The sequence below is a fragment of the Pseudomonas sp. 313 genome (genome assembly GCF_000316965.1).
Taxonomy (GTDB): domain Bacteria; phylum Pseudomonadota; class Gammaproteobacteria; order Pseudomonadales; family Pseudomonadaceae; genus Chryseomonas; species Chryseomonas benzopyrenica.
The window spans coordinates 182,481-206,701 of sequence record NZ_ANBZ01000072.1; the positions used below are offsets into that span (position 1 = coordinate 182,481).

Genomic DNA, 24,221 nt, shown 5'->3' on the forward strand with positions numbered 1-24,221 from the left:
GCTTTCCACCAGTGGATCGTGGGACCGCTGACGGGCGTCTACGGTTGGGCATATCTGCTCGAGCTGCGTGATACCGCGCGCCGTGCCGGACTGACCGCCGATCTCTATGCCGACGAACCGCCAGAGCAATGGCGAGAGCAGGTGCGAGCGCTTGCCGATTACCCACTGGGTGGGGCAGACGACCTTCTGCTGGTGCATGGTCAGCCTCAGGCCGAGCACGAACGGCGTTTGGCACGCTGCGACGGCCACGTACTACTCTTGCCAGATGCTGACGCAGAGCCTGCAGCCTTGTCGGAGCTCATCCGACGGCGTCCTATGATCCGCGGGCTTCTGAGTCATGACTCCCAGTTGCTCGAAGCGCTCTATGCCCGAGATGTCACCGTTCCAGTTTCCCGCATCGATCATCCCTCCTGGCAGTTGCCTCCCGTTCCGCCGCCAGCGGATCTAGATCGGCTGCGCCCCTTTACCATCCTCGTGCACGTCGCCGAACTGCAGCATGAAGAGGCGGCCAAAGGGCTACTGCAGTTGGCACAGCATCCAGCTGCCTCCTGGCGTCTGTGTGTCTATGGTGATGAGCAACCCCTGCACCGTGCTGATTTTCTAGCTGCTGTCGCTGCACTGGATCGCATTGAGCTAACAGTACTGCGCGCCGAGGAGCCGCTGCCTGCGGTGGACCTGGCGTTCAGCCTGGAGCCCGCACCCGATCCGGCCTGGCTGCTGCGCCTGCTGGCGCTGGGCATTCCGCTGGTGGGCAATGCCCAGAGCGGGGCAGGTCGCGAAATCCTCGGCGACGGCTATTGGCCGCTGGCGGCGACCGCGCCCGCGCACACGGCCAATGTCCTGCAACGCCTGATGGACAATCCGGGATTGCGCTATGAGGTGCAGCACCGTGGCGACGCTCAGGCGCGGCGCTGGACGGCGGAAGGCTTCTACCAATGGCTTATCACTTGGTTGGTTATTCGCGAGGTAGTGCTGCCGCAACCGTGTCGGCAGATGGTCGACATTCGGGTTGAAGGTCCGTTCGACAGCAGCTATAGCCTGGCGGTGGTCAACCGCGAACTGGCCCGGGGCTTCGCCGCCATCGGTGCCAGCGTGGCGCTGCGGGCGACCGAAGGTCCCGGCCCCATTCCCGTGTCTACCGAGTTTCTCGCCGCCGACCCTGCCAGCGCCGCGGCCCATGCCCGTGCCGATCAGCCGGCAGCCGCCGTGTTGCGCCTGCTCTATCCGCCACGGGTGAGCGACATGGCGGGCGATGTCCGCGTGCTGTCCTGCTATGGCTGGGAGGAATCCCTGCTGCCGGTGGAGGCCGTGGCCGGCTTCAATCGCTATCTGCAGCTGGTCACCAGCATGTCGTCCTATGTGACCCGGGTGTTGGAGGACAATGGCGTCGACGTACCGGTGGTGACCGTCGGCCTGGGCGCCGATCATATCCTGCGCATCCCGGCGGAGCCGGCGCTGCTCGGCCGCGCGCTGCCTGGCAATGCCACGACGCTGAAATTGCTGCACATCTCGTCTTGCTTTCCACGCAAGGGCGTCGACGTCCTGCTCGACGCCTATGCCCGCGCCTTCACGGCGGCGGATGATGTGGTACTGGTCATCAAGACCTTTCCCAATCCCCATCACGATATCACCGCCGAACTGGCGGCCTGGCGCGAGCGGTATCCCGCGGCACCGGCGGTCGAGCTGTTCAATCTCGACCTGCCCGAGGCGGCGATACGCGCCCTCTACGTCTGGGCCGATGTCCTGGTTGCGCCCAGTCGCGGCGAAGGTTTCGGCCTGCCCCTGGCCGAGGCCATGCTGCACGAATGCGCCGTGGTCACCACCGGCTATGGCGGCCAGACGGATTTCTGTACGCCTGAGACCAGCTGGCTCATCGATTACCGCTTTACCCGCGCCCAGACCCATATGCAGCTGAGCGGCTCGCTGTGGGCGGAGCCGGATACCGACCACTTGGCGCGGCTGTTGGCCGACTTCGCCGCCGCGCGCCGCGAAGGACGCTGGCAGGCCCTGGTACGCTCGCGCCTGCTGCGGGCCGACCGCCTGATCCGCCGGGACTACACCTGGGAGCAGGTCGCCCGCCGCACCCAGGCCGCCATCGCCCGGGTCCGTGCGCTGCCGCCCTGCAAGCCGCAGCCCCGGGTCGGCACCGTCACCACCTGGAACAGCGCCTGCGGTATCGCCGGCTACAGCCAGCAACTGATCGCCGGCCCCCTGGCGGCCACGCAGGTGTTCGCCAACCGCCACGTCGCCCTGATCAATCCGGAAGGGCAGGAGATCCAGCGGATCTGGGATCAGGGTGGGCAGGATTCGCTCGACGATCTGCTGCAGGCCCTGGCGCGCGAGCCGGTGGACATCCTGCTGATCCAGTTCAACTTCGGCTTCTTCGGCCTGGTGCCCTTCGCCCGCTTCCTGCACGAGGTGCATCGGCGCGGTATCCGTACCCTGGTCACTTTCCATTCCACCGCCGATCTCGACCGGCCGGGCGATCACCGCAGCTTGCGGCAACTGCGCCTGGCGCTGCGCCAGAGCAGCCGCCTGCTGGTGCACAGCAGCCACGACCTCAATCGCCTCAAGGACTTCGGCCTGGCCGACAACCTGATGCTGTTCCCCCACGGGGTGATGCCGCCGCCCCAGGCGCTGGCGCTACCGGACGAAGCCCAGGCCCTGGCTGGACGCCGCATCGTGGCCAGCTACGGCTTCTTGCTGCCGCCCAAAGGCATCCTGCAGTTGATCGAAGCCTTCGCCGAGGTCGCCGCCGAGGACGAAGACCTCTACCTGCTGCTGGTCAACGCCCAGTATCCGGTACCGGAAAGTGCGGACCTGGCCGACGAGTGCCGCCAGCGGATCGCGGCGCTGGGCCTGGAAGGCCGTGCGCAACTGATCGACCGCTTCCTGGACGACCGCGAATCCCTGGCGTGGCTGAGCCTGGCCGAGGTGGTGGTCTTTCCCTACCAGCACACCCAAGAGTCTTCCAGCGCCGCGGTGCGCTGGGGTCTGCTGGCCGGCAAGCCAGTGCTCTGCACGCCGCTGGACATCTTCGAAGACGTCGACGAGGCGGTCTACCGGCTCCCCGGTACCGATGCCCAGGCCATCGCGGCGGGACTGCGCGAGCATCTCGCCGCTGAGCGTCCAGCCCGGCAGGTCGAGTGGCTGCGTAGCCATGCCTGGCCAGCCATCTCCACCCGCGTCGACGGGCTGTTTCGCGCGCTGGCTCAGGAGGCCAGCTTCGATCATTCAGGTATTCAGCCTTTGCAGGAGCGATCATGACCGCTGTCGCTGGCCGCCTGGCCGTTCTCGATCAGCCAATGGGCCGTGCCCTCTACTATGGGTTGGCCCTGTTGCTGGGCGTGCTGTACATCGCGCGCATCTTTCCGTGGGACTTTCTGACCGGTCACTCGGGGTTCTTCTTCGACAACCGCACCGATCCGACGCAACACATCACCGGCATGTGGGCCTTCGTCCAGGATCGCTGGCGCTTCCCGCTGCTCTATACCCGGCTGCTCAACGCGCCCGAAGGCCTGTCGGTGGCCTATACCGACAGCATTCCGCTGGCAGCCATCCTGTTCAAGGTGATCTATCCCTGGCTGCCGCCGGGCAGTCATTACTTCGGTGTCTGGACGCTAGGCTGCTATCTGCTGCAAGGGCTGGCCGGCGCCTATGCCGCCGCGTCCTTTCGCGGCCGTACGCCAGCAGCGCTCCTGGGCGGTACGCTGTTCGCCTTGATGATGCCGGCGCTGATGATCCGGATTCCCCATGCGGCGCTCAATGCGCAATTCCTCATTATCCTGATGCTGGCGTACTACGCCCGGCTATCACGTGGACAACTGGTTCCTGGGCAATTCTGGCGTTATGGCACCGCGTTGTTGGTGCTCTCGGCCACCATCCACCCCTATCTGATCGCCATGCTCTATCCGCTGTATGGCGCTGTCTCCCTGGCCATTGGCGTTCGTAAGTCCAGTCCCTGGCGTACGGTCGCCGTGGCCCTGGTCGCGCCTTTGCCCCTGCTGGCACTGGTGCTGTACGTGCTTGGCTATCTGAGTTTCAGTCAGGGCATGCCCCCGGCGGAGGTGGGCTACATCGAATCCTCGATGAACCTGCTGTCGCCGTTCCTGGGAACCCATCTGGCGCCCAGCGTGTTCCTGCCGTCCGGCGGGCTGGTCCTGGATGCGACCGGGCTGCAGATTGACGGCCACAACTATCTCGGCGTTGGCCTACTGGCCATGCTGCTGAGCATCCTGGTGCTGGCACCGCGCTGGTTGCTGTCGCAGTGCCGTCAGCACTGGGTGCTGTTGCTGATCTTCATTGGGCTGACCCTCTATGCGCTATCCAATCGCGTGTATCTGGGCGGGACGGCGCTCTTCGAGTACCCGTTGCTACCCGGCGTCGAACAGCTGGCGCGCATCTTCCGGGGCTCGGGACGGTTTTTCTGGCCGGTGGGCTACGGCCTGCTGATCCTGGCCCTGGGCTTCTACCTGACCCGGGCGTCCAGTGTCTGGCGTCTGGCCCTGCTGGCGCTGATCGTGGTGCAGTACGCCGATACCCGCCATCACCGCGGTTACCTGGTGGAGGCGGCCAGTCGCCAACCCCATTTCGACTATGACCGTGCGACCTGGGATGCGCGGGTCGCCTCGGCGACCGAGGTCCACCTGCTACCCAACTACGGCTGTGGCGGCAAACCCTTCGATGCGCTGTTTCTTCAGTACTTTTCCGCACTCCATGCCGTGCCGCTCAACACCGGTTTCATCGCCCGGGTGGTCGGCGACTGCGCGACCAAGGCGGCGGTGCTTGATCGACCCTTGCGGCCTGGCCAGCTCTTCGTCTTCGGGCGTAGCGAGAATGCCTATTCGCGCGAACGGATCGAGCAGGCCATGGGCGGGCACTACGGCCAGTGGTGTCGCGAGGAAGACATCGGCACGGTGTGCCGGATCGAGGCGCCCTGACGGGCGCCTGCATTCAACGCGATATTTCTTTTTCGGTCACCGATTGCTCCGCAGTACCGCGGGGCTTCTGTTCGCGTTTGATCACATAGCGTGGCCGGCGCTTGCTCTCGATGTAGATGCGGCCGATGTACTCGCCCAGCACGCCGATGCCGATCAACTGCACGCCGCCGATAAAGAGGATGGCGGTCATCAGCGAGGGATAGCCGGGTACCGGATTGCCATACAGCAACTTCTCGAAAACCATCAGAGCGGCATAGGCCAGGGCGAACAACGCCACGGCGCCGCCCAGATAGGTCCACAGCCGCAAGGGGAGGGTGCTGAAGGACGTGATGCCTTCCAGAGCCAGGTTCCACAACTTCCAGCCGTTGAACTTGCTGGTACCGGCGCTGCGTTCGGCACGCTGGTATTCGACGATGCGCGTCTCGAAACCGACCCAGGACAGGATGCCCTTCATGAAGAGATTGCGCTCGGGCATCTCCTTGATCGCTTCCACCACCTCGCGACTCATCAGGCGGAAGTCACCGACATTCTCCTCGATGGGGGTATGGGTGATCCGGTTGTGCAGGCGATAGAAGCATTCGGCGGTGAAACGCTTCAAGGTCGTGTCGCTGCTACGGTCGACACGCTTGGCCAAGACCACGTCGGCACCGTCGTGCCACTGCGCCAGCAGGCGCGGCACGACATCCAGGGGATCCTGCAGATCCACGTCGATGGGGACCACGGCATCCCCCCGCGCGTGCTCGATGCCGGCGAAGAGCGCCGCTTCCTTGCCGAAGTTACGGGAAAGATGCAGCACCACGACGCGCTCGTCACGGGCTTGCAGCAGGTCGAGCTGCTGCGCTGTGGCATCACGGCTGCCATCGTTGATGAAGACCAGCTCCAGCGACAGCTGGCTGAGCTCGGGATGATGGCAGACCGCGTCGTAGAACAGGCCAATGGCCAATTCTTCGTTGTAGACCGGAACAACCAGGGAAAGCTGCGGCGTCGTTTTCATCGGAAAGCCCAAAGCGAAGAAGCCAGATAGCTGAAGACGGGGACCAGTGCGGTGGCCACGACGATCGCCAGGAACGCGGACAGTCCCAGGGCGAGCAGACCCGTCAGAAGCAGATTGTTGAGCGCGAAGCCGGCGATAGCCACGACGAAGAAGCGCAGGATCGAGCCTTGGCGAGCAAAGGTCAGGTAGCGGTGACCGCAGTAGGACACGCCGAAAGCCACCAGAAAGGCGACGAGGTTGGCCACGTAGGGCTGCAGCTCGAAGAGCGCCAACAGCGAGCCAGCGACCAGGATATGGACCAGGGTGGCAAGGCCACCCACTAGAATGAAACGCAGCGGTCTGAGCCGGTCGTCATTAAGCATCTGCATCAGGGACATTGGGGTAGGTGACCTCCGGGGACGCGGCAGAATGAATTGAACGGCAAAGTCTACCGAGGGTGTCTGTAGCCGTCTGCCGTACCTGGGCTGGTGGCATCGGGGGCTATCTGCGCATAGACCGTCGCGAGTCGTCGGCCCAGTTGATCCGCCTGGAAGTGCCGCTCGAAATGAGCGCGCGCGGCAGCGCCGAAACGGGCCCGCTCCTCAGGTGCCTGCCACAGCCGCAACAGGGCTTCCCGGATCGCTGCAGAGGTGGGCGCCACATCGAGACCGGTCTGCTCGTGCCGGTTGATCTCGCTCATGCCCGAGCCTATGGCGCAGCTGATCAGCGGCTTGCCGTACATGGCCGCCTCCAGCAGGGCCATGCCGAAGGCCTCCGAACGCAGATGCGAAGGAAAGACAAAGGTCTCGGCGAGGTTGTAGAGCGCCGCCACGTCTTCTTCCGGCAGGCGTCCAAGGAAGTGGCAGTTGCGCAGGCCCAGACGGTGCGCCTGGGCTTCCAGCGCGGCCCGTTCCGGCCCGTCGCCGACGATGGCCAGCGGCATGTCCAGGCCGGCCAGGGCGTCAAGTAGCAGGTGCAGGCCCTTGTAATAGCGCAGCACGCCGACAAAGAGCAGGAAGCGCGGACCCAGGCGCTGGCGCCACTGCGCCAGGCAGGCCTGGGAAGGTTCGGGGTAACTGGCTTCATCGAGGCCGTAGGGAATGACCTCGGTACGCGCCTCCAGCCCACGCAATTCCACGCTGCTGCGGCGATAGGGCTCGGTCGCCACGATGACGCGGCTGGCCCGGCTCAGGAAGTGTCGCTGCAAGGGGCGATAGAGTTGCAGCAGATGGCGTTGCTTGACGATATCGGAGTGGTAGCTGACCACATAGGGCTTGCCCGGCCGGACCGCCAGTTGCAGGACGTCCATGAACGGCCAGGGGAAGTGATAGTGGATAACGTCGCTGTCGCGCGCTGCCCGGGCGAAGGCCCCGAAGGCCGCCCGGGACAGGCCGGTGGACGCGATGTTGGCGTCTTGGCGCACCCGCTGCACCGGAATGCCCTCGACCTCGATGCATTCAGGGGAGGGCTGTTCGCTAAGGGTCAGGATCCGATTGCTCACCCCCAGCTTGCGCGTCGCGCCGCACATCTGGCGTATTACCTGCTCGATACCGCCATGGGTATCGGGGAGGTAGGTCTTGAATACATGGAGGACACGCATGCGGATCCTGCGCCACGGCTGCCTGAGGGGCGCGAAGTCTAACATGCGGTTTGGCCTGGCTCCCTGACGCCTGGCCGCCTTGGCTTCATGCTAGAGTGCCCGGCTTCACGCCAGCGCTGTCCAGCCCTCGTCCAACTGCTGCCACTCTCGCCATGGTCTTCAGCTCTTTCGCTTTCCTGCTGGTCTTTCTGCCGCTCGCCTTCCTGGGCTTTCTAGGGGCGCGTCGGCTGGGGCGGCAGAGCTCAGTCTTCTTTCTCCTGGGAGCCTCCTGGCTGTTCTATGCCTTCTGGGACTGGCGCTACCTCTTTCTGCTACTGGCCTCCATGCTGGTCAACTACGGGCTGGGCGTGCAGGTATGGCGACAGCGCAGCCGACGCTGGTTGATCTGGGCCCTGGTGTTTAATCTGGGGCTGCTGGCCTACTACAAGTACCTGGGCTTCTTCGCCGGCATGGCAGGGCTGAGCCTGCCTGGCCAATGGGTACTGCCGCTGGCCATTTCCTTCTACACCTTCCAGCAGATCGCCTGGCAGGTGGATCTCTATCGCGGCCGGCTGGCGGCGCCGGGCCGGCTGTGCGACTTCATGTTGTGCGTGAGTTTCTTTCCGCACCTGATCGCGGGCCCCATCTGCCGCCCGAGCAGCCTGCTACCGCAGATCGAGCGCGGTTTCGCTACTCGCCCCTGGCATTGGCAACTCGGCGCAACGCTGTTCGTACTGGGGCTTGCCAAAAAGGTATTGCTCGCCGATAGCCTGGCGCCTGGGGTAGATGGCCTGTTCAACCTGGCCCAGCCGGCGGCGCCCCAGGTTGTGCTAGCCGCCTTGAGCTATGGTCTGCAACTGTATTTCGACTTCTCCGGCTATGCCGACATGGCGGTGGGTCTGGGGCTGATGTTCGGGATTCGCTTGCCCATCAACTTCCGCTCTCCCTATCGCAGCCGTTCGATCATCGAGTTCTGGCGGCGCTGGCATATTTCGCTGTCCCGCTTTCTGCGGGATTACCTCTACATCCCACTGGGCGGTAGCCGCCATGGTCGGGGGCGGCAGTGGCTTAGCCTGCTGATCACCATGCTCCTGGGTGGGCTCTGGCACGGCGCTGGCTGGCAATTCATCCTGTGGGGCGCCGCGCACGGCACGTTGCTCTGTCTGAATCATGCCTGGCGCTGGCTTTCGCCCTGGCGCCTTCCGCAGCCCTTGGCCTGGGCCTTGACGCTGGTGGTGGTGATGCTTGCCTGGATCCCTTTCCGGGCCAGTGACGTCACGCATACCCTAACCTTGTTCACCGCCCTTGGGCAGTGGAGCTGGCCGAGTCTGCCTGGGCTGGGTGTGTTGCTGGTGGAAGCATCTGCCCTGCATCTCGATCATTCGCTCTGGCTGGCAGTACCCCTGCTGCTGGGCGTATGCGTGGTGGCGCCCCGCGCGTTCACCATCGCCCTGCGGTTGTCGTCAGTCTGGCGGGGTCTGGTTTGCGCCATCTTGGTACTGCTGGTAACCAAGGCGATGCTCGCCCGTCCTGATCGGGCCTTTCTCTACTTCAACTTCTAGCGATCATCATGCGACGTACCAGACGCTTTTTCCTGGGGGTATTCATCGGCTGCCTGTGCTTTGGTACTGCCTGGGTCGCGCTAGTCGCAGGCCAGCTCGGCCGGCCCTTCGTCAACAACCTTTGGGTCGAAGGCGCCTATGCCAAGAAGCTGGCCCGCGCGGCGAATGTGCAGGTGCCCAAACTGTTGGTGGTCGCGGGATCGGGGGCCATGTTCGGCATCGATTCACCTCAACTCGAGCAGGCCTTCGGCCGGCCTGTGGTGAACCTAGGGGTCAATGCCGGCATCCTGAGTCCCTACCTACTGATCTACGCACGTCAGGCGGTAAAGCCTGGGGACTGGGTACTGCTGCCGCTGGAATACCCGCTCTATCACGATCGCTTCGAAGTGAACCAGGTCTACCTGGAATACTGGCTCAGCCATCCGGTCAGCTATGGCCTGAATCCCTGGCGACTGGTCAAGCTCTTAGCGATGACGCCGCTGGAACGCGTGATACAGGGCTATCGCGGTGTGCCGGAAGGCTTTCAGGTGGCCGGACTCTATGGTGCGCAGCATCTGGATGAGCGGGGCGACCAGGCGCTGAGTCGGCATGAGGAGCGCAGTCCTGAGCTGTTCGCCGGCGCGCTTCACTCAGCGGTCCAGCATTACGGTGCTCAGGCCACCGCGCTGAGTGGCAGCTGGAAGCTCTGGCAGACCTTCGCCCAGGAGGTGGAAAAGGCCGGTGGCTGCGCTGTGTTCGTACCGCCTGCCATGCTTGATCGCCCGGCTTACCATGACGATCCGGTCGAGCGGGCTTTTTATGAGGACCTTCCTGCAGCGGCCCGCGCGCATGGTTTGATGTATCTGGGGCGTCCGCTGGATTTCATGTACCCGGCGGATGACTTCTTCGATACCAACTATCACCTGACGGCCGAGGCGCGCCAAAGACATACCGCACGGCTGATCGCCGTGTTGCGATCTTCTTCGGCGCATTGTGGTTTCGTCAGGGCCGCTGGAGGCTGACCGGACCTTTCCAGATCAGCAGGAATTTGCCATCGACCCTTTCCTGGTGTTCCGGCACGCCAAGTTGGCGAATGGCATAGATGACCTGCTGCTCGGTATCGCAGATTAGAAAACTGCCGCCGTTATGGTGCCATTCGGACTTTGATAGCCAGTCGAAGGGTTTAGCCCCTTCGGCATCGATAATGATCGGTGATATTTCGGCGTCTGAAACGACCGCGTTGACACTAGCATTCCAGAACGTTGCATAACCGTCCTGCAGGTTGTGCTTGAGCAATACCTGGGCAAGCGGAAAGCTGCGGTTGGGCGTCGTGTAGTCCCACTTCGGTATGGCCAGAATGGTGGCTGCATAGGCAAGGGCAACACCGCTGCCCAGGACGACCACCCTGCGTTCAACCAGGAGATGACGTCCTAGGACGATAGAGCCGAGGATGAACACCGGGACCATATAACGCGTAGTCATCAGGTTCACCGGCAGATTGCTCAGCACATAGGCGCCCAGCAAAATGGCCGCGCCTAGCAGGCAGCCGATGCTCAGCGTATCCAGTGCCCGGCGTTGCCTGGCGATCCAGTAGAGCGCGCCGAAGAAACCAAAGGCCATCGCGGCATGGAAGGCCTTGCTCAGGCCGCCGCGCGAAAAGATCCGTTGATCAAAGAACTCAGCGTCGAAAAACGCCAGAACGCCTTGCAGAGTCAGTTCAAGGTTTTGCCACAGGGCGGCGTAGCTTGCGAATCTCAACGGTGGTAAGCCGGGCGTGGTGAAGCCGCCTGCGGCCTTGACCACCAGGGCCAGAAGCTTGGACAGGAGCACCGCCACGACGCAGCTGGCAATGATCCACCACAGCTTCGGGTTGTGGCGCGCCTTGATCAGGACGGCGGCGAGCAGGGGCAGCAGCAGAACGTAGCGAACGATGTCGTCACTGAAGAGCACGAGGCCCAGCAACAGGGTCAGCAGAGCCAGACGCCAACGACCCTGGCACTCCTCGTAGGTCTCCACCAGCCACCAGGCCAGCAAGGTCGCCAAATAGGCGCCCATGTGGATGCAGGGAACCAGCAGCAGATTGCTGGCGAAAAAGCCGGGTGCGGCGACGATCACCAAAGGCGGTAGCCCTGCGATACCGCGCTTGCGAACGATGAGGTGGGCTGCGACCACTACCACGGCGGCGAGCAGCATCCCGGGCACCACATAGGCCCAGCTCAGGTGCCAGCCAAACACCTTGATCAGTACCGCGTACGGCAGGACTTCGGTGAAATAGAAGGAGACCGTGGACAGATTCCAGCCGCTCAGCAGCACGTTGCCGGCAGCGATATCCTGGGCCTCGAGCAGCGCCGATGCGGCGTCGGAATTAAGCGGCACCTGAGTGGCGAAGCAGGAATAGAGTACCGACAGCGCGATGAAACTCAGCACGTACCAGGCGGTACTGGACTTCAATGAAACAGACATCAACTCTTCCCGTATAGGTATTGCCGGTTATGCACAGGCGCTCACGGCGCGGCCGCTGTAAGGCTGGCGACGAGATCCTCGACCCGGCTGGCCCAGGTCATTTCCCGTGTACGGACGGTGCCCGCCGCGGTCAGTTGGCTGCGCAGGTCTGAATCTTCGAGCAGTCGCTTGAGGCCTGCTGCTATTGACGATTCATCCAGGGGGTCGACCAATACCGCGGCGTTCCCTGCAACCTCAGGCATCGAACTCACGGTGGAGGTCAGGACCGGGCAGCTGGCGGCCATGGCTTCAGCGATGGGCATGCCATAGCCCTCATAGAGCGAGGGGTATGCCAACAGGGTCGCGTTGGCATAGAGAGCAGGAATATGGCGTTGATCGACATAGCCGAGGAACAGCAACTCGCCTGCCTCTTGCAGCTTGGCCATCAGCTCGGCCAGCTCTGAATTCTGCCAGCCGGGTGCGCCTGCCAGGACTAGTGGGTAACGCTGGCGTAGGGCGGAGGGCAGGCTTTCGAAAGCCCGTAGCAGCCGTGCAAGATTCTTGCGCGGCTCAAGGGTCGCCACCGAAAGAATGAACTGCTCTGGAAGGCCTAGGTGCTGGCGGCATTCCTTTCGTTGGGCGTCGGTGATGTTGAAAAAGTCGGTGGCGATACCGGGGCTGACCAGGTCTACAGGCTTTTTCAACTGAAGCGTGTCGACCAGATCGTTACGGATGAATTCCGAGATCGTGATCAGGCGAGTGGAAGCCTCGATGGTGTGCGGGATCAGACGCCGCATTTCGTCGATGCGAGCCGGGGGGTGCAGTTCTGGATGACGAAGGTGCGAAAGGTCATAGAGCGTGGCAACGCTGGGACCCTTGAAAGGCAGCAGAAAATAGCCGGGTTCCCAATAGACGTAGCCATCCAGCTGCGCGCCCCAAGGACGGAACGCTTTGTTCAACCGCGCGCGGTAGAGCCGGCGCAGCCAGGGACGATACCCGAGCCACCGCCGGAGCCGGCCGTAGCGTAATCGGGTGGGCGACGGCGCCTCGCCTTCGGCCAGTCGCTGGAGCTTCGTGCGCAAGGCGGCGCGGTCCATGAGCCCGTCGTCACCATAGGCCTTGATGTCCTCCACCGCGGGATGATCAACGAGCTGCTCCAGCAAATGCAGCGTATAGCGCCCAATGCCGGTCATTGGCGGCTTGAGAACATTGATGGAAACGAAGACCTTCATGTTTGCTCGACAGCTCTGGTTGAACGCACCCCTCACGCGAGGGCGGGGGAGGGGCATCGGGACGGCTCTGCTGCGGGAATCGGTCCGTACGTCTTTCCAGCGCTTTGAACCGACCGGACAGCCCCTGCGCAAAGGCAGGCATTATCCGGGCTGACCGCGATTAGTCCACGTCTGGCAGCAGTTTTATGACCTACTCTGCCGCTGTCGAGACGACCGGACTGGGCGCTGTGTGCCATGGGCCTTATAATCGCCCGCCAATTTTGTCCCCACGGACCCAGACGCCGGCCCTAAGTAGTTTTCCGGTTGGCGCTCCTTCATTTCGGCCTTCTATCGGCCTTTCTCCGGCGAGCCTGCCCTGCGGGACTAGCGAGGATTTGCGAGTTGCCATGCGTCTACTGATCGAATGCACCTACGTCTACGAGCACCCTTCCGATAACTCGGGTATCCAGCGGGTGGTGCGTAACGTCATCAAGCAGCTTCCCCACCTGGATCCCTCGGTCGAGTGCATTCCAGTCATGATGAAGCACGATCAGCTCTATCGGGTGAACAGCCTCGAGCCGTTAGAGGTTGATGAGGGTCGTATCCGCCGTCGGCAGTGGATCGGCCGCCTGGACCGGCTGCAGGACCGTTTCTGGCGCTGGCACGACCGGGTGGAGCAGAAGCTGCCGTTCGCCGACCGCTCCTTGTTGATGCGCCGTATGTGGTACTGGCCGTGCCGGGCGACCAGCCAGGTCATCCAGTGGCCGCTGAATATCCTGCGCGAGCAGGACTACAAGGCAGGTGAGGAGCCTGAGCGCGCCGTGCCGCTGGACATCGAGCCGGGTGATCAACTGGTGCTGCTGGATTCCTCCTGGCATGCCGACTTCTTCAAGCTTGCCGAATCGCTCAAGGCGCGTGGCGTGGGCATCGTGTCGGTCATGTACGACCTGATCCCGCTCACCCATCCGCAGTTCTGCGACAACCACCTGGTGAAGGTTTTTGATGAATGGTTCGACTGGATCGCTCGGACCGCGGACGGCTTCATGGCCATCTCTCAGACGATCAGCCATCAGGTGGAGGCCGAGTTGCGACTGCGCCTGGGCACAGCAGCTGAGCGTCAATGGCACGGTTACTTCCAGTTGGGCTCAGAGCTTGATCTAAACAGCAGCGGCGCCGCCTGCGACCCGGACGTCAAGCGCCTGTTCGATGGCAAGACGCCGGTGTACCTGATGGTCAGCACCATCGAGCCGCGCAAGAACCACGCCTATCTGCTCGACGCCTTCGACCTGCTCTGGGCCAGGGGCGCCGATGTGCGCCTGTGCATCATCGGCAAGGTGGGCTGGAAGACCGAGGCGCTGATCGAGCGCATCAAGACCCATCCGGAATACCAGCGTCGGCTGTTCATGTTCAATGGCGCCAACGACACCAGCCTGGAATACGCCTACGCCAATGCCCGGGCGCTGGTGTTCCCCTCCTATGTAGAGGGCTTCGGTCTGCCACTGGTGGAAGCCATGCAGCGGGGCTTGCCGGCCATGGCCAGCGACATCCCTGTATTCCGCGAGGTCGGCGGCGACTTCATGGCGTACTTTGATCTGGCCGATCCGGCATCGCTGGTAGCCCAGGTTGAGCGCTACGAAGTCAACAGCGTCTTTCCCGCTACCCGTTCGCTGGGTGAATGGGGCTGGGTTGGCTGGCGTGAGGCGGCACTGCAGCTCATCGAGCGTACCCAGACGGGCGTAGCCCTCAAGCAGGGCCGGATAGGCCTCGATGAGCAGGCCTCATCAGCGCCCGACATAAGGCAGGCTTAAGGCTCTAGCCCCGGTCATCGGGTAGGATCGCGGGCTCCGCGGGTAGGGGGAACTCCCTTCAAAAACCTGTGATAGAGTCCGCACCCTGCGGTTTTGTTCCTTCTTGTCCCCCGCTGGTATCTGCATGCAATCCAAACCCAAGACAGATCTTGAGCAGGCGCTGATTGCCTGCAAGGGCAGCTTTCTAACGGTCGGCTTTTTCAGCCTGTTCATCAACCTGCTGCTGCTCGTTCCCTCCTTCTACATGCTGCAGGTATACGACCGTGTCCTGAGCAGTAGCAGTATCACCACGCTGGTCATGCTTACCCTGATCATGCTGCTGCTGATGGCGACCTACGGTGCGTTAGAGTGGATCCGCTCGCGCATTCTAGTCCGGGTCTCCACGCGCCTGGATCTGCTCCTCAACGAGCGCCTTTATGATGCGAGCTTCAAGCAAGCGCTCTACACCGGCGGTGCTCAGGCCTCGGCGCAGCCGCTCAATGACCTGACCGGGCTGCGCCAATTCCTGACTGGGCAGGGGCTGTTCGCCTTTTTCGATGCCCCCTGGCTGCCGATCTACGTCGCGGTGATGTACTTCTTCCACCCGCTGTTTGGCGCTCTAACTGTGCTGGGCGCGATCCTGCTGATCCTGCTGGCCTATGCCAACGAAAAGCTGACCGGCAAGCGGCTGGCTGAAGCCAACCAAGAAAACGCGCGCGCGACCCAGTTCACCAGCAAGAACCTGCGTAACGCCGAAGTCGTGGCCTCGATGGGCATGATGCCCAGCCTGTTCAAACAGTGGCGTAAGCGCAACACCCATGTTTTGGGTTTGCAGGCACGTGCCAGTGAGCACGGCGGTGCCCTGAGCAACCTGTCCAAGACCCTGCGCATGGTGCTGCAATCCCTAATCCTGGGACTGGGTGCCTGGCTGGTCATCGACCATCAGATCACCCCTGGCCTGATGACAGCAGGCTCCCTGCTGCTGGGCCGCGCTCTGGCGCCTATCGATTTGATGATCGGCAGCTGGAAGGGCTTTATTTCCGCCCGCGGCCAGTACGCGCGTCTGAACGAGATGATGCGTCAGGTCCAGGCTGAGCCGCCACGGATGTCGCTGCCGGCCCCGAAGGGCAACATTTCGGTCGAGCAACTGATCCTGACGCCGCCGGGTGCCTTCCAGCCGATCCTCAAGGGCATCTCCTTCAACGTCACTGCGGGCGCCTCGGTCGGTATTCTCGGCGCCAGCGCGGCGGGCAAGTCGACCCTGGCGCGTGCGCTGCTGGGCATCTGGCCGGCGCAGAGCGGCAAGGTACGCCTGGACGGCGCCGACATCGCCCAATGGAAACGCGAAGAACTCGGTCCGTATATTGGCTACCTGCCGCAGGACATCGAACTGTTCGACGGCAGCATCAGCGACAACATCGCCCGCTTTGGCCAGGTGGATGCCAAGGCCGTGGTCGAGGCCGCTGAACTGGCCGGGGTGCACGAGATGATCCTGCGCCTGCCCCAGGGCTACGACACCATCATCGGCGCCAACAGCGGCGCCCTTTCCGGTGGCCAGCGCCAGCGTATCGGTCTGGCCCGTGCCGTCTACGGCAATCCGCGCCTGGTGGTGCTGGACGAACCCAATTCCAACCTCGACGAGGCGGGCGAGAAGGCGCTGGGTGCAGCCCTGCTGCGCCTCAAGCAGACCGGTGCGACGCTGTTCATCGTGACCCACCGCGTCAGCGTCCTGGCCTATGTCGACAATCTGATCGTGATGAACGATGGCCAGATCGTCATGTCCGGCCAGCGTGATCAGGTCCTGGCGCAACTCCAGGGCCGCCCCGCGGCGCCGCCCGTGGCCGCCGCTGAAACCGAGTCCCTGCCCAAAACCGATGGCAGCGCTGAGCAATCGGGAGGTATGGCCTGATGAATACCCAGTATCTCGCTGAAGCCGAGGCCGAAGGCCTCAAGGTTTCCGACAAGCCGGTCCGTCGACTGGGCTATATCATCCTGATCGTCGTCTTTGGTCTGGGCGGGCTCTGGGCCGGCCTGGCCCCGCTCGACAGCGCCGTGCTCGCCCAGGGCTATCTGACCATCAAGAGCTCGCGCAAGACCGTGCAGCATCTGGAAGGCGGCATCGTCAAGGAGCTGATGGTCCACGACGGTGACCACGTCAAGGCCGGCGATACCCTGATGCGTCTGGACGATACCCAGGCCCGTGCCCAGCTCGAAGCGGCGCGCAGCCAGCTGATCGCCTCCCAGGCACTGGAAGCGCGGCTGATCGCCGAGCGCGACGATCGCAACGACGTGACCTTTGGCACCAGCGACTTCCCTGAGGATGACAAGCGCGTCCAGGAAGCCCGCAACAGCGAACGGCAGATTTTTCTGGCCCAGCGCAATGCGCGTCTGGGAGAAATCGACGTCCTCAAGAACAAGAGCGCCGAGCTCGAGCAGCAGATCCGCGGCTTCTCGGCGGTCATCCAGAGCAAGCAGGGTCTGTCGCAGTCCTATGGCAGCGAGATCAAGGACCTGAGCGAGCTGCTCAAGCAGGGCTACGTCAACAACGAGCGCCTGCGCGACCAGGAGCGCAACCTGTCGCGCCTGCAGGCCGAGATCGCCGATCAGCAATCGGCCATCGCTCGCGCCAAGGTGCAGATGGGGGAAACCAAGCTGCAGATCCTGCAGACCACCCAGAAATTCAAGTCCGACGTGGCCAACAAGCTGGCCGAGACCCAGTCGCGCATCTATGAGCTGCGCGAGCGGGTAGGGGCCCTGCAGGATCTAGTCAACCGTACGGTGATCAAGGCGCCGGTGGACGGCATGGTCATGGGCCTGGCGGTGCATACCATCGGCGGCGTCGTGGCGCCTGGTACCCACCTGCTGGACATCGTGCCGATCGGTGCCGACCTGCTGGTCGAGGTCGAGGTGCAGCCGAACGATATCGACCGTATCGAACTGGGCAAGCTGGCCGAGGTGCGCTTCAGCGCCTTCAAGAACGCCACCACCCCCATCCTGGAAGGCGAAGTCGTCTATATCTCCGCTGACCGCTTCACCAACGAGCGGACCGGTGCGCCCTATTACCTGGCGCGCGTGACCCTGACCGACAAGGGCCGGGCCGACCTGGGTCGTCGCGAGCTGGTGCCGGGCATGCCGGCCGAGGTGCTGATCAACACCGGCGCCCGTACCCTGCTCAACTATCTGCTCAAGCCGGCGCGCAATGCCATGGCGCGCTCGATGATCGAGGAGTAAGGCGATGTTCAAGCCCGCCCGACTGCTTCTCGCCCTGGGCCTGGCCCTGCCGCTGCTGGGTCAGGCGGCGCCCGTCGCCACCCATGAGCCGGCGGCCTACCTGGATCTCTGGCAGCTGTACCAGAAGACCATGGAATCCGATCCCCGCATCGGCGGTGCGGATGCCCAGGTCAAGGCCAGTCAGGGGCAGCAGGACGGTGCCTTCGGCCAGATGCTGCCGCAGCTGAGCGGCGGCGCCTCCACCAGCCGCATCAAGCGCACCGAAGGCCCGCAGACGCTGTTCTACGACGGCCAGACCTACAACCTGAGTCTGACCCAGGCGATCTACAACCCGGCCGCCTGGCGTGGCTTCAAGAAGTACAGCGAACTCACCAAGCAGTATCGCTCGCTGGCCGAAGACACCCGCATCCAGTCCGCTGCGGATGTGGTCCAGCGCTACTTCGCCGCCCTGGCGGCCGAGGATGAACTGGAACTGGCCACCGCCGAGCGCAAGGCGACCCAGCGCAACCTCGACAGCGTCTCGGCGCTGTTCGACCGGCAACTGGCGACCATCACCGACAAGCTGCAGCTGTCCGCCCGCGTGGACAGCCTGAAGACCGCGGAAATCGAAGCCAAGAACCAGATCCAGGTGACGCGTGAAGCCCTGGCCGAACTGGTCGGGCGGGACATCTACCAGCCCTTCAAGCGCATCGATGACCGCACCCTCTTCACCGCCTTGCCGGGGACGGAAACCGACTGGGTGCAGTCGGCCATCAATCACAACCCGGCGCTGCAGGCCAAGCAGGAAGCCCTGAATTCGGCGGAGTACGCCGTCAGCGAGGCCAAGGCCGGGCACCTGCCCACCCTGAGTCTGCAATTCGGCGCGCAACGCAGTGACTTCGCCTACGAGAACGTCATCGCCTCCGAGGCCATTGATACCTATTCGGCCAGCCTCAATCTGCAGATTCCGATCTACAGCGGTGGCTCGGTGAGCGCCCGGACGCGGAGTCTGTATGGTTCCCAGGAATCGGCTGAGGAAGACTACGAGTCGGTGCGTCGCCAGGTGGTCAAGGAAACCAAGACCGCCTACCTGAAGAGCTTTGCCAGCCTGAGCAAGATCGAGTCGTCGCGCAATGCGCTGACTTCGGCGGTCAAGGCCCGCGAGGCGAGCGAGAAGTCCTTCTCCTTCGGCGCGGCCACCGCGGTGGACGTGCTGAATGCGGTGCGCCAGGAGTACAGCGCCCGGCGCGACTACCTACGCGCGCAATACGACTTCATCACCAACCAGCTGGTCCTGCTACGCTGGAGCGGTGACTTCAAGGATGCCGACATCCAGCGCATCAATGCCTGGCTGACCGTGCCCAAGCCCGACGAGACGCGCAAGACCGGACTCAAGCCGGAAGACGCCGAGCGCGGCTGAAACCTCTCGCAGCGGCAACCGGGTGTCGGCCTCGAAGCACCGACACCCTGGTTGCAACTCAACGGCACGGCTGCCGGCTCTCCCTTTCGCTCCCTGCCTGTTTCTGGGCGCCTACGCGCTGCGCCTGGACGTGCTGGCGCGCAGGTGCCTGCCTTGGCTCAAGCGTCATCTCGCGCTAGGCCCACCTGTCTCTACCTCTCCACTCCGCACCGTGCGCTATGGGTCTTCTCCGGTGACCAAGATGGGGCGTGCCGCGTAAATTAGACATATTCAGTCACAATTTTTTAGTCTGTCTATACCGCTCTAGCTCGGGCTTCTTGGTGAAAAGGGCTGCTGATACGTCCGGGAAGCGAGCCGTCTGTAACCCTTTGTTACCCGTTGATCGGCTGATTGCAATAAATGTGATTCCTGTCACAGTTTTTGGGTGATCTTAGCGCTCCCTGTGTTAACACTCATAAAGGTGAGGAGGCTAATCAAGTGATGGATCAGAAGGAATTCACCTTCAGGACTCGCTTGTTGAGCCTGGAGCCGGGCCTGTACATCGCCCGCTATGCCTCCTTGCACGATGCCGAGCGCCCCTGCCTGATCAGCCTGCAACCGACCTTGATCGGCAAGAGCACCGTCGATTTCTTTCCCGGCGAAAGCGTGGTGCGCAATACCCTGGCGCGGCTGGGCGACACCCTGATCATCCGGGTCAAGAACGGCTGCGGGACGCTGCTGATCACCGAGTACCAGCTGCAGGGGGTCGGCTTCCAGACCATCGACCTGCGGATCGATCGGATCGACACCTCCGCGGCGATCCTGCGCCCGGCGCCAGGGCAGGCCGCTGTCAGCCCGGCGGGCGTGGCACTCAAGCTGACCGGACACTTCGCGCCAGGTACCCAGAGCGTTCACGCCTCGACCCTGGGCGATCCCAGGACAACACAGCCCCTGGGTGGCTTCTGTATCGACTGGCCCGGGCGGCCCGAAGGCGTCGATCTGGCCTATGGCTGCCAGATTGCCGGCGTGCAGCAGCCAGCCGTCACCACCGGCCAGTTTCTCGGCAGTCCGAGCGGGCAGCTACCCATTACCGCGATCGCCATTGCCCTGGTCGGTCCGCGCCGGGCCGACTATCGGCTCGAGGCCTGGGCCGGCTTTGCCGGCCTGGCGCCGCAACCCCTTTTGCCCGGTGAGGAGTGCGTCGCCCCGGCGAATGCCTTCCTGACCGCGCTGCACGTATCGATCAACCCTGGCGTCGAGATGAACGCTTGCCGCTACCAGTCTCCCTGGGATGGTCATGACCCCCACCGTTCGATGTGCGCCTTCCGTGAAGAAGCGCTTCAGGAGACTTAACCATGCAATACGATCAGCCCGTCAGCGCTCAATCCGTCCAGAATTCCCTGACCTCCAGCTCGCTGAGCGCCAATACCCTGGCCGCCATCTCCTCGGTACTCGGCCTGAACAGCTCGACCAGTGCCAACGCCAACGTCGCAGTGACCAACTACGACGGCAACACCGTCAATACCGTCCACAACAGCAATGGCGAAGCCGTCGCACCGCAGCTGGTCCTGCTCAACAACCTGGGCTCCAGCGGTAGCCAGGTGACCCTGAATATCCCGAACGCCCTGGCCAATGCCCATGCCTTCGTGTTCGATACCCAGGCCACTGTCACCGTGACCTTCGGCGCCTCGGCCCAGAGCGCGCAATCCGCACAGGTGGTCAAGGACGCACCGGTCAATACCGCCGATTTCGGCCGGGTCATCGTTGGTGGTACCGGTGGCAACACGATCACGGTCACCGACAACGTGAATACCTACATCGATGGCGGGGCTGGCAACGGCACCATCACCCTGGCGGGCGGCAGTGATACCGTGGTGCTCCATGGCGGAGTCAACACCATCAAGACTGGTGCCGGCAACGACACGGTCTATGCTGGCAACGGTCATGACACCGTCGACGGCGGTGCGGGTTTTGACGTCGTGGTGGTGAACGGCAAGCTGGCCGACTACGGGGTCAAGGTCGGCAGCGATGGCACCGTCACTCTGAGCAGCACGTCCAGCACTGCGCCTGGGGTCGTTACGGCGAAGGACGTTACCTTCTTTACCGACGCCGATGGCAAGAATTCCCTGACGGTGACCTCCACTGAAACTGAGGCGAGCGCCATTCGGCTGTACGAGGCCCTGCTTGGCCGTGAAGCCGATCAGGCGGGGACGCACTATTGGCTGGACAATGTCGCGGCCAATGGCGGCAACGTGACGGCCATCGCCAACGCCTTCCTGGGCTCCAGCGAGTACCAGAGCAAGATGGGCGGCGCCTCCGACGCGACCTTCCTCCAGTCCCTCTACCAGAACATGCTCGGCCGCAGCGCCGATGCGGCGGGTCTGGCGTACTGGGAGAGTGCACTCGCCGATGGGGCCTCGCGGGCCTCGGTGGTGGTGAGCATCGTGGGCTCGACAGAGGCCCAGAATCACGACACCGGGGTGCTGGTCATCGCCGGCCAAGTCTGACGCCTCACCCCCGACGACGGACCTCCGGCGCGCAGCCGGAGGTCCTCTGTCGTTGGCGCGGGTCCTTGCACGGGAGTTTCGATCTTGAGCTCTGCATCGCTCATGGAGGACTATCAGGCGCTCCGGCAGACCGGCTGCCTGGAGATCGCCGCCGAGCGCCTCGCGCTGGCCCTACGAATCACCGAACAACGTCCGGTTGCCCTGGTATCCGAAGGGCTGGAGGCCTTGCAGCAAGGCCGGCTGGAAGATGCCTTCCTGGCCTTGGCCGAGGCGGCTACCCGGCTCGGGCCTCAGGGCGAGGTCTGGGCCCTGCTGGGCCATGTGCTGCTGGCGAAGGGTGAACACCAGACTGCCTTCGACCTGCTGTCGGCGCCGGCCAATCCCGCGCGCATGACCACCGCGGTCCGTCTCCTGCGCCTGCGCGCCCTGATCGCCTTGCCAGGATTCAAGAATGAACAGCTGGCGGCCGAATTGCCCTATGTAAGCAGTGCCGCCGAATTGGGTCTGCTGCTCGCGCATCTGCCGCCGGGCTGCTGGGGGCAGGTGGAATTCGATCCGCTGCGCCGGGAGATCCACGGCTGGGCTCTGGATACCCGCCGCCCTCGACAGTCCCCCCGGTTGACCCTGACGCTGGAGGGGCAAGCGCCGAGCCTTCTGATCGCCAGACAATCCTGTCCGCTCCTGGCAGAGGCGGGCAATGCCGGTACCCATGGCGGCTTTCGTCTGCAGCTGACCGAGGATGTCGCAAGCCTGCGGCTGCAGTGGCCCGACGGCCAGGACCTGAGTGGTAGTCCCCTGGCCACTGGCGTCTTGAGCGTCCCGACCCCCGCGATCCCATCCGGGCAGTCGCCTGATCCGGTCGTCGATGTGCTGATACCGGTCTATGAGGGGCGGACGGCTGCCCTGGCCTGTATCGAGAGTGTCCTGCGCAGCCGTGCGGCCAATCGCACGCCTATGCAGCTGGTCGTGCTCGATGATGCCAGCCGGGATGCGCATCTTATCCAGGCGCTGGAGGCCCTGGCCGCGGCGGGTGACATCGAGCTGCACCGGCGCCCGGTCAACCTGGGCTTCATCAGGAACATGAATCGCGGCATGACGCTACACGGCCAGCGTGACGTGGTCTGGCTCAACGCCGATACCCTGGTCGCCGGAGCCTGGCTGGACCTCTTGCGCGAGACGGTCCAGGAGCGCCCGGACGCCGCGACCGCCACGCCGTTCAGCAACAACGGTGAGCTGCTGAGCTTTCCGGCCCCTTGCGAGGGCTATCCGCTGCCGACAGCGGACGAGCTGGAGATCCTCAACACCCAGGCGGCAGCGAGCAACGAGCCGGCGCCCGAGGTCGAGGTGGGCTGTGGCTTCTGCCTCTATATCAGACGCTCCGCGCTGGACGATGTCGGCCTGCTCGATGAACTCCATCTCCAGCGGGGCTATGGCGAAGAGACCGACTGGTGCCTGCGTGCCCGCGAGCGTGGCTGGCGGCATCTGGCGGCCCATCGGGTCTTCGTCGGTCACCAGGGTGGGGTCTCCTTCGGCCAGGAGAAACTGGCGCGGGTCGCCTTCAACAATGCGCTGCTGCGCGAGCGCTATCCCGCAGCTGATCGCGCCTTCGAGCGCTACCGCCAGCAGGATCCACTGCGGTCCTATCGAGATCGTCTGCAGCGCGCGCGCCTGGTCTTGCTCGGCCCCCGGATCGCGACGGCGGGCATCATTGCCCAGGTCGCGCCGGCCAGCCATTTCGCACGGCTGGCGTTAGCGGGCGGGGAGGCGCCGGCTTGCACCCTGGCCCATCGGCAGCACGACGGCCAGTTGCTCATCGAGCTACGCCTACATGGCTACGGCTTGCCTGTGCTGCTGGACTATCGCTTGCCCGCCCAGGCCGAGCTGCTGCTGGAGGATCTGGGGCAGCTGGCTCCGGCCCGGTTGCGCTATCTGCAGGCCGCGGACTGCCCCGATGCGCTGCGGGCGCTGCCCCTGCAGTTGAACATTCCCCATGAGGTACAGGGCAGCGATGACTTTGCCTCGCCCTTGCTGGAATCCGCTGCGCTGTTCCTGCAGCGGGCCAGGGCACTACTGACGCCCTATGCGACCCTGACGGCTTCCCTGCACCTGCGCTGTCCGGCAGTACCGGTTATCCAGCTGGCCGCGCCCAGGGCCGGGTCGGCCCTGCCGCGGACGGAGCTGGGCAATGTGCTGATCGGCGATCTTCTGCAGGCACCGGGCCTGGCGCAGCGCTGGCTGGTGGTCTTGCGACGCTGTCGGCGGCGTGGCCTGAAGTGCCGGTTCCTGCTCGGCGATTCCTCACCCTGGACGACGGCGCTGTTGGCCATTGGCAATGTCCGGATGCTTCCCGAGGTCCCCGGCATCGCGCCGCAGCGGCTGCCAGCGCTGGCGGGATGCACCCTCGTCCTCAGTCTGGAGCAGGCCCCGACCACCACCTGGTGGGCCCCCGAGCGCGCCCGTACCGCCGGGCTGGTCTTGCACGCCCCGGCAGGCCGGGTGGCCCACGAGGCGGGCGCCCAGCGCCTCAGTGCACTGCCGCCAGCGCTGGCGGCCGTGTTGAACGAAGTCTTTCCTCTCGGTTTTCTCCATGAATGATTTTGCTCGGTCCGGCTCTGCCATCGTCGAAGGACGT

General features: G+C 63.9%; 16 protein-coding genes. 11 read left to right on the forward strand and 5 right to left on the reverse strand.

The window, feature by feature from the left end; genetic code table 11:
* Positions 1–315 precede the first annotated feature (315 nt).
* Complete coding sequence (locus C722_RS0116800) at positions 316–3,267, forward strand: glycosyltransferase (protein ID WP_157225842.1); 2,952 nt, start codon at positions 316–318, stop codon at positions 3,265–3,267.
* Entirely contained in the window at positions 3,264–4,940 is a 1,677-nt protein-coding gene (locus C722_RS0116805; protein ID WP_017641627.1) for a DUF6311 domain-containing protein, read from the forward strand. The genes C722_RS0116800 and C722_RS0116805 overlap by 4 nt, the downstream gene beginning before the upstream one ends.
* A 13-nt stretch (positions 4,941–4,953) precedes the next feature.
* On the opposite strand, the gene C722_RS0116810 is transcribed toward C722_RS0116805, so the two are convergent.
* Genes C722_RS0116810 through C722_RS0116820 form a run of 3 tightly spaced genes read right to left on the reverse strand, consistent with a single transcriptional unit; the run spans position 4,954 to position 7,513 of the window.
* On the reverse strand, positions 4,954–5,934 hold the full coding sequence (locus tag C722_RS0116810) for a glycosyltransferase family 2 protein (protein WP_017641628.1): 981 nt from the start codon (positions 5,932–5,934) through the stop codon (positions 4,954–4,956).
* Positions 5,931–6,311, reverse strand: a complete 381-nt coding sequence (locus C722_RS0116815) for a GtrA family protein (protein ID WP_017641629.1) — start codon at positions 6,309–6,311, stop codon at positions 5,931–5,933. Before C722_RS0116815 ends, C722_RS0116810 begins: the two co-directional genes overlap by 4 nt.
* Before the next feature lie 50 nt (positions 6,312–6,361).
* Positions 6,362–7,513 (reverse strand): glycosyltransferase, encoded by a 1,152-nt coding sequence (locus tag C722_RS0116820; protein WP_017641630.1) that lies wholly within the window; start codon positions 7,511–7,513, stop codon positions 6,362–6,364.
* Between the two features lie 152 nt (positions 7,514–7,665).
* On the opposite strand from C722_RS0116820, the gene C722_RS0116825 reads away from it, so the two are divergent.
* Both C722_RS0116825 and C722_RS0116830 read left to right on the forward strand, forming a co-directional pair.
* Positions 7,666–9,054, forward strand: a complete 1,389-nt coding sequence (locus tag C722_RS0116825; protein WP_017641631.1) for an MBOAT family protein — start codon at positions 7,666–7,668, stop codon at positions 9,052–9,054.
* Between the two features lie 8 nt (positions 9,055–9,062).
* Positions 9,063–10,055 (forward strand): hypothetical protein, encoded by a 993-nt coding sequence (locus tag C722_RS0116830; protein ID WP_017641632.1) that lies wholly within the window; start codon positions 9,063–9,065, stop codon positions 10,053–10,055.
* Here the strand turns inward: C722_RS0116830 and C722_RS0116835 are convergent.
* Together C722_RS0116835 and C722_RS0116840 are read right to left on the reverse strand one after the other, a co-directional pair.
* A complete protein-coding gene (locus C722_RS0116835) occupies positions 10,036–11,496 on the reverse strand; it encodes a hypothetical protein (RefSeq protein WP_157225843.1) in 1,461 nt (486 codons plus the stop codon). The two genes, C722_RS0116830 and C722_RS0116835, sit on opposite strands and share 20 nt — an antisense overlap.
* 41 nt (positions 11,497–11,537) lie before the next feature.
* Positions 11,538–12,707 (reverse strand): glycosyltransferase family 1 protein, encoded by a 1,170-nt coding sequence (locus tag C722_RS0116840; protein WP_017641634.1) that lies wholly within the window; start codon positions 12,705–12,707, stop codon positions 11,538–11,540.
* Between the two features lie 386 nt (positions 12,708–13,093).
* Here C722_RS0116840 and C722_RS0116845 point away from each other — a divergent pair, with 386 nt between their 5' ends.
* The 7 genes from C722_RS0116845 to C722_RS25065 all read left to right on the forward strand — a co-directional run bounded on the left by C722_RS0116845 (position 13,094) and on the right by C722_RS25065 (position 24,184).
* Entirely contained in the window at positions 13,094–14,494 is a 1,401-nt protein-coding gene (locus C722_RS0116845) for a glycosyltransferase family 1 protein (RefSeq protein ID WP_017641635.1), read from the forward strand.
* Between the two features lie 124 nt (positions 14,495–14,618).
* Complete coding sequence (locus C722_RS0116850; protein ID WP_017641636.1) at positions 14,619–16,382, forward strand: type I secretion system permease/ATPase; 1,764 nt, start codon at positions 14,619–14,621, stop codon at positions 16,380–16,382.
* Positions 16,382–17,704, forward strand: coding sequence for an HlyD family type I secretion periplasmic adaptor subunit (locus C722_RS0116855; RefSeq protein WP_017641637.1), 1,323 nt, complete (start codon positions 16,382–16,384; stop codon positions 17,702–17,704). The genes C722_RS0116850 and C722_RS0116855 overlap by 1 nt, the downstream gene beginning before the upstream one ends.
* 4 nt (positions 17,705–17,708) lie before the next feature.
* Complete coding sequence (locus C722_RS0116860; RefSeq protein ID WP_017641638.1) at positions 17,709–19,103, forward strand: TolC family outer membrane protein; 1,395 nt, start codon at positions 17,709–17,711, stop codon at positions 19,101–19,103.
* A 480-nt stretch (positions 19,104–19,583) separates the two neighbouring features.
* The gene (locus tag C722_RS25060; RefSeq protein ID WP_017641639.1) at positions 19,584–20,435 is read left to right on the forward strand and encodes a hypothetical protein; all 852 of its coding nucleotides are present in this window, start codon (positions 19,584–19,586) and stop codon (positions 20,433–20,435) included.
* A gap of 2 nt (positions 20,436–20,437) precedes the next feature.
* On the forward strand, positions 20,438–21,589 hold the full coding sequence (locus tag C722_RS0116870) for a DUF4214 domain-containing protein (RefSeq protein WP_017641640.1): 1,152 nt from the start codon (positions 20,438–20,440) through the stop codon (positions 21,587–21,589).
* Positions 21,590–21,673: 84 nt separating this feature from the next.
* Positions 21,674–24,184: a glycosyltransferase family 2 protein gene (locus C722_RS25065; RefSeq protein WP_157225844.1), complete on the forward strand. Its 2,511-nt coding sequence runs from the start codon at positions 21,674–21,676 to the stop codon at positions 24,182–24,184.
* The last annotated feature ends 37 nt before the right edge of the window (positions 24,185–24,221 follow it).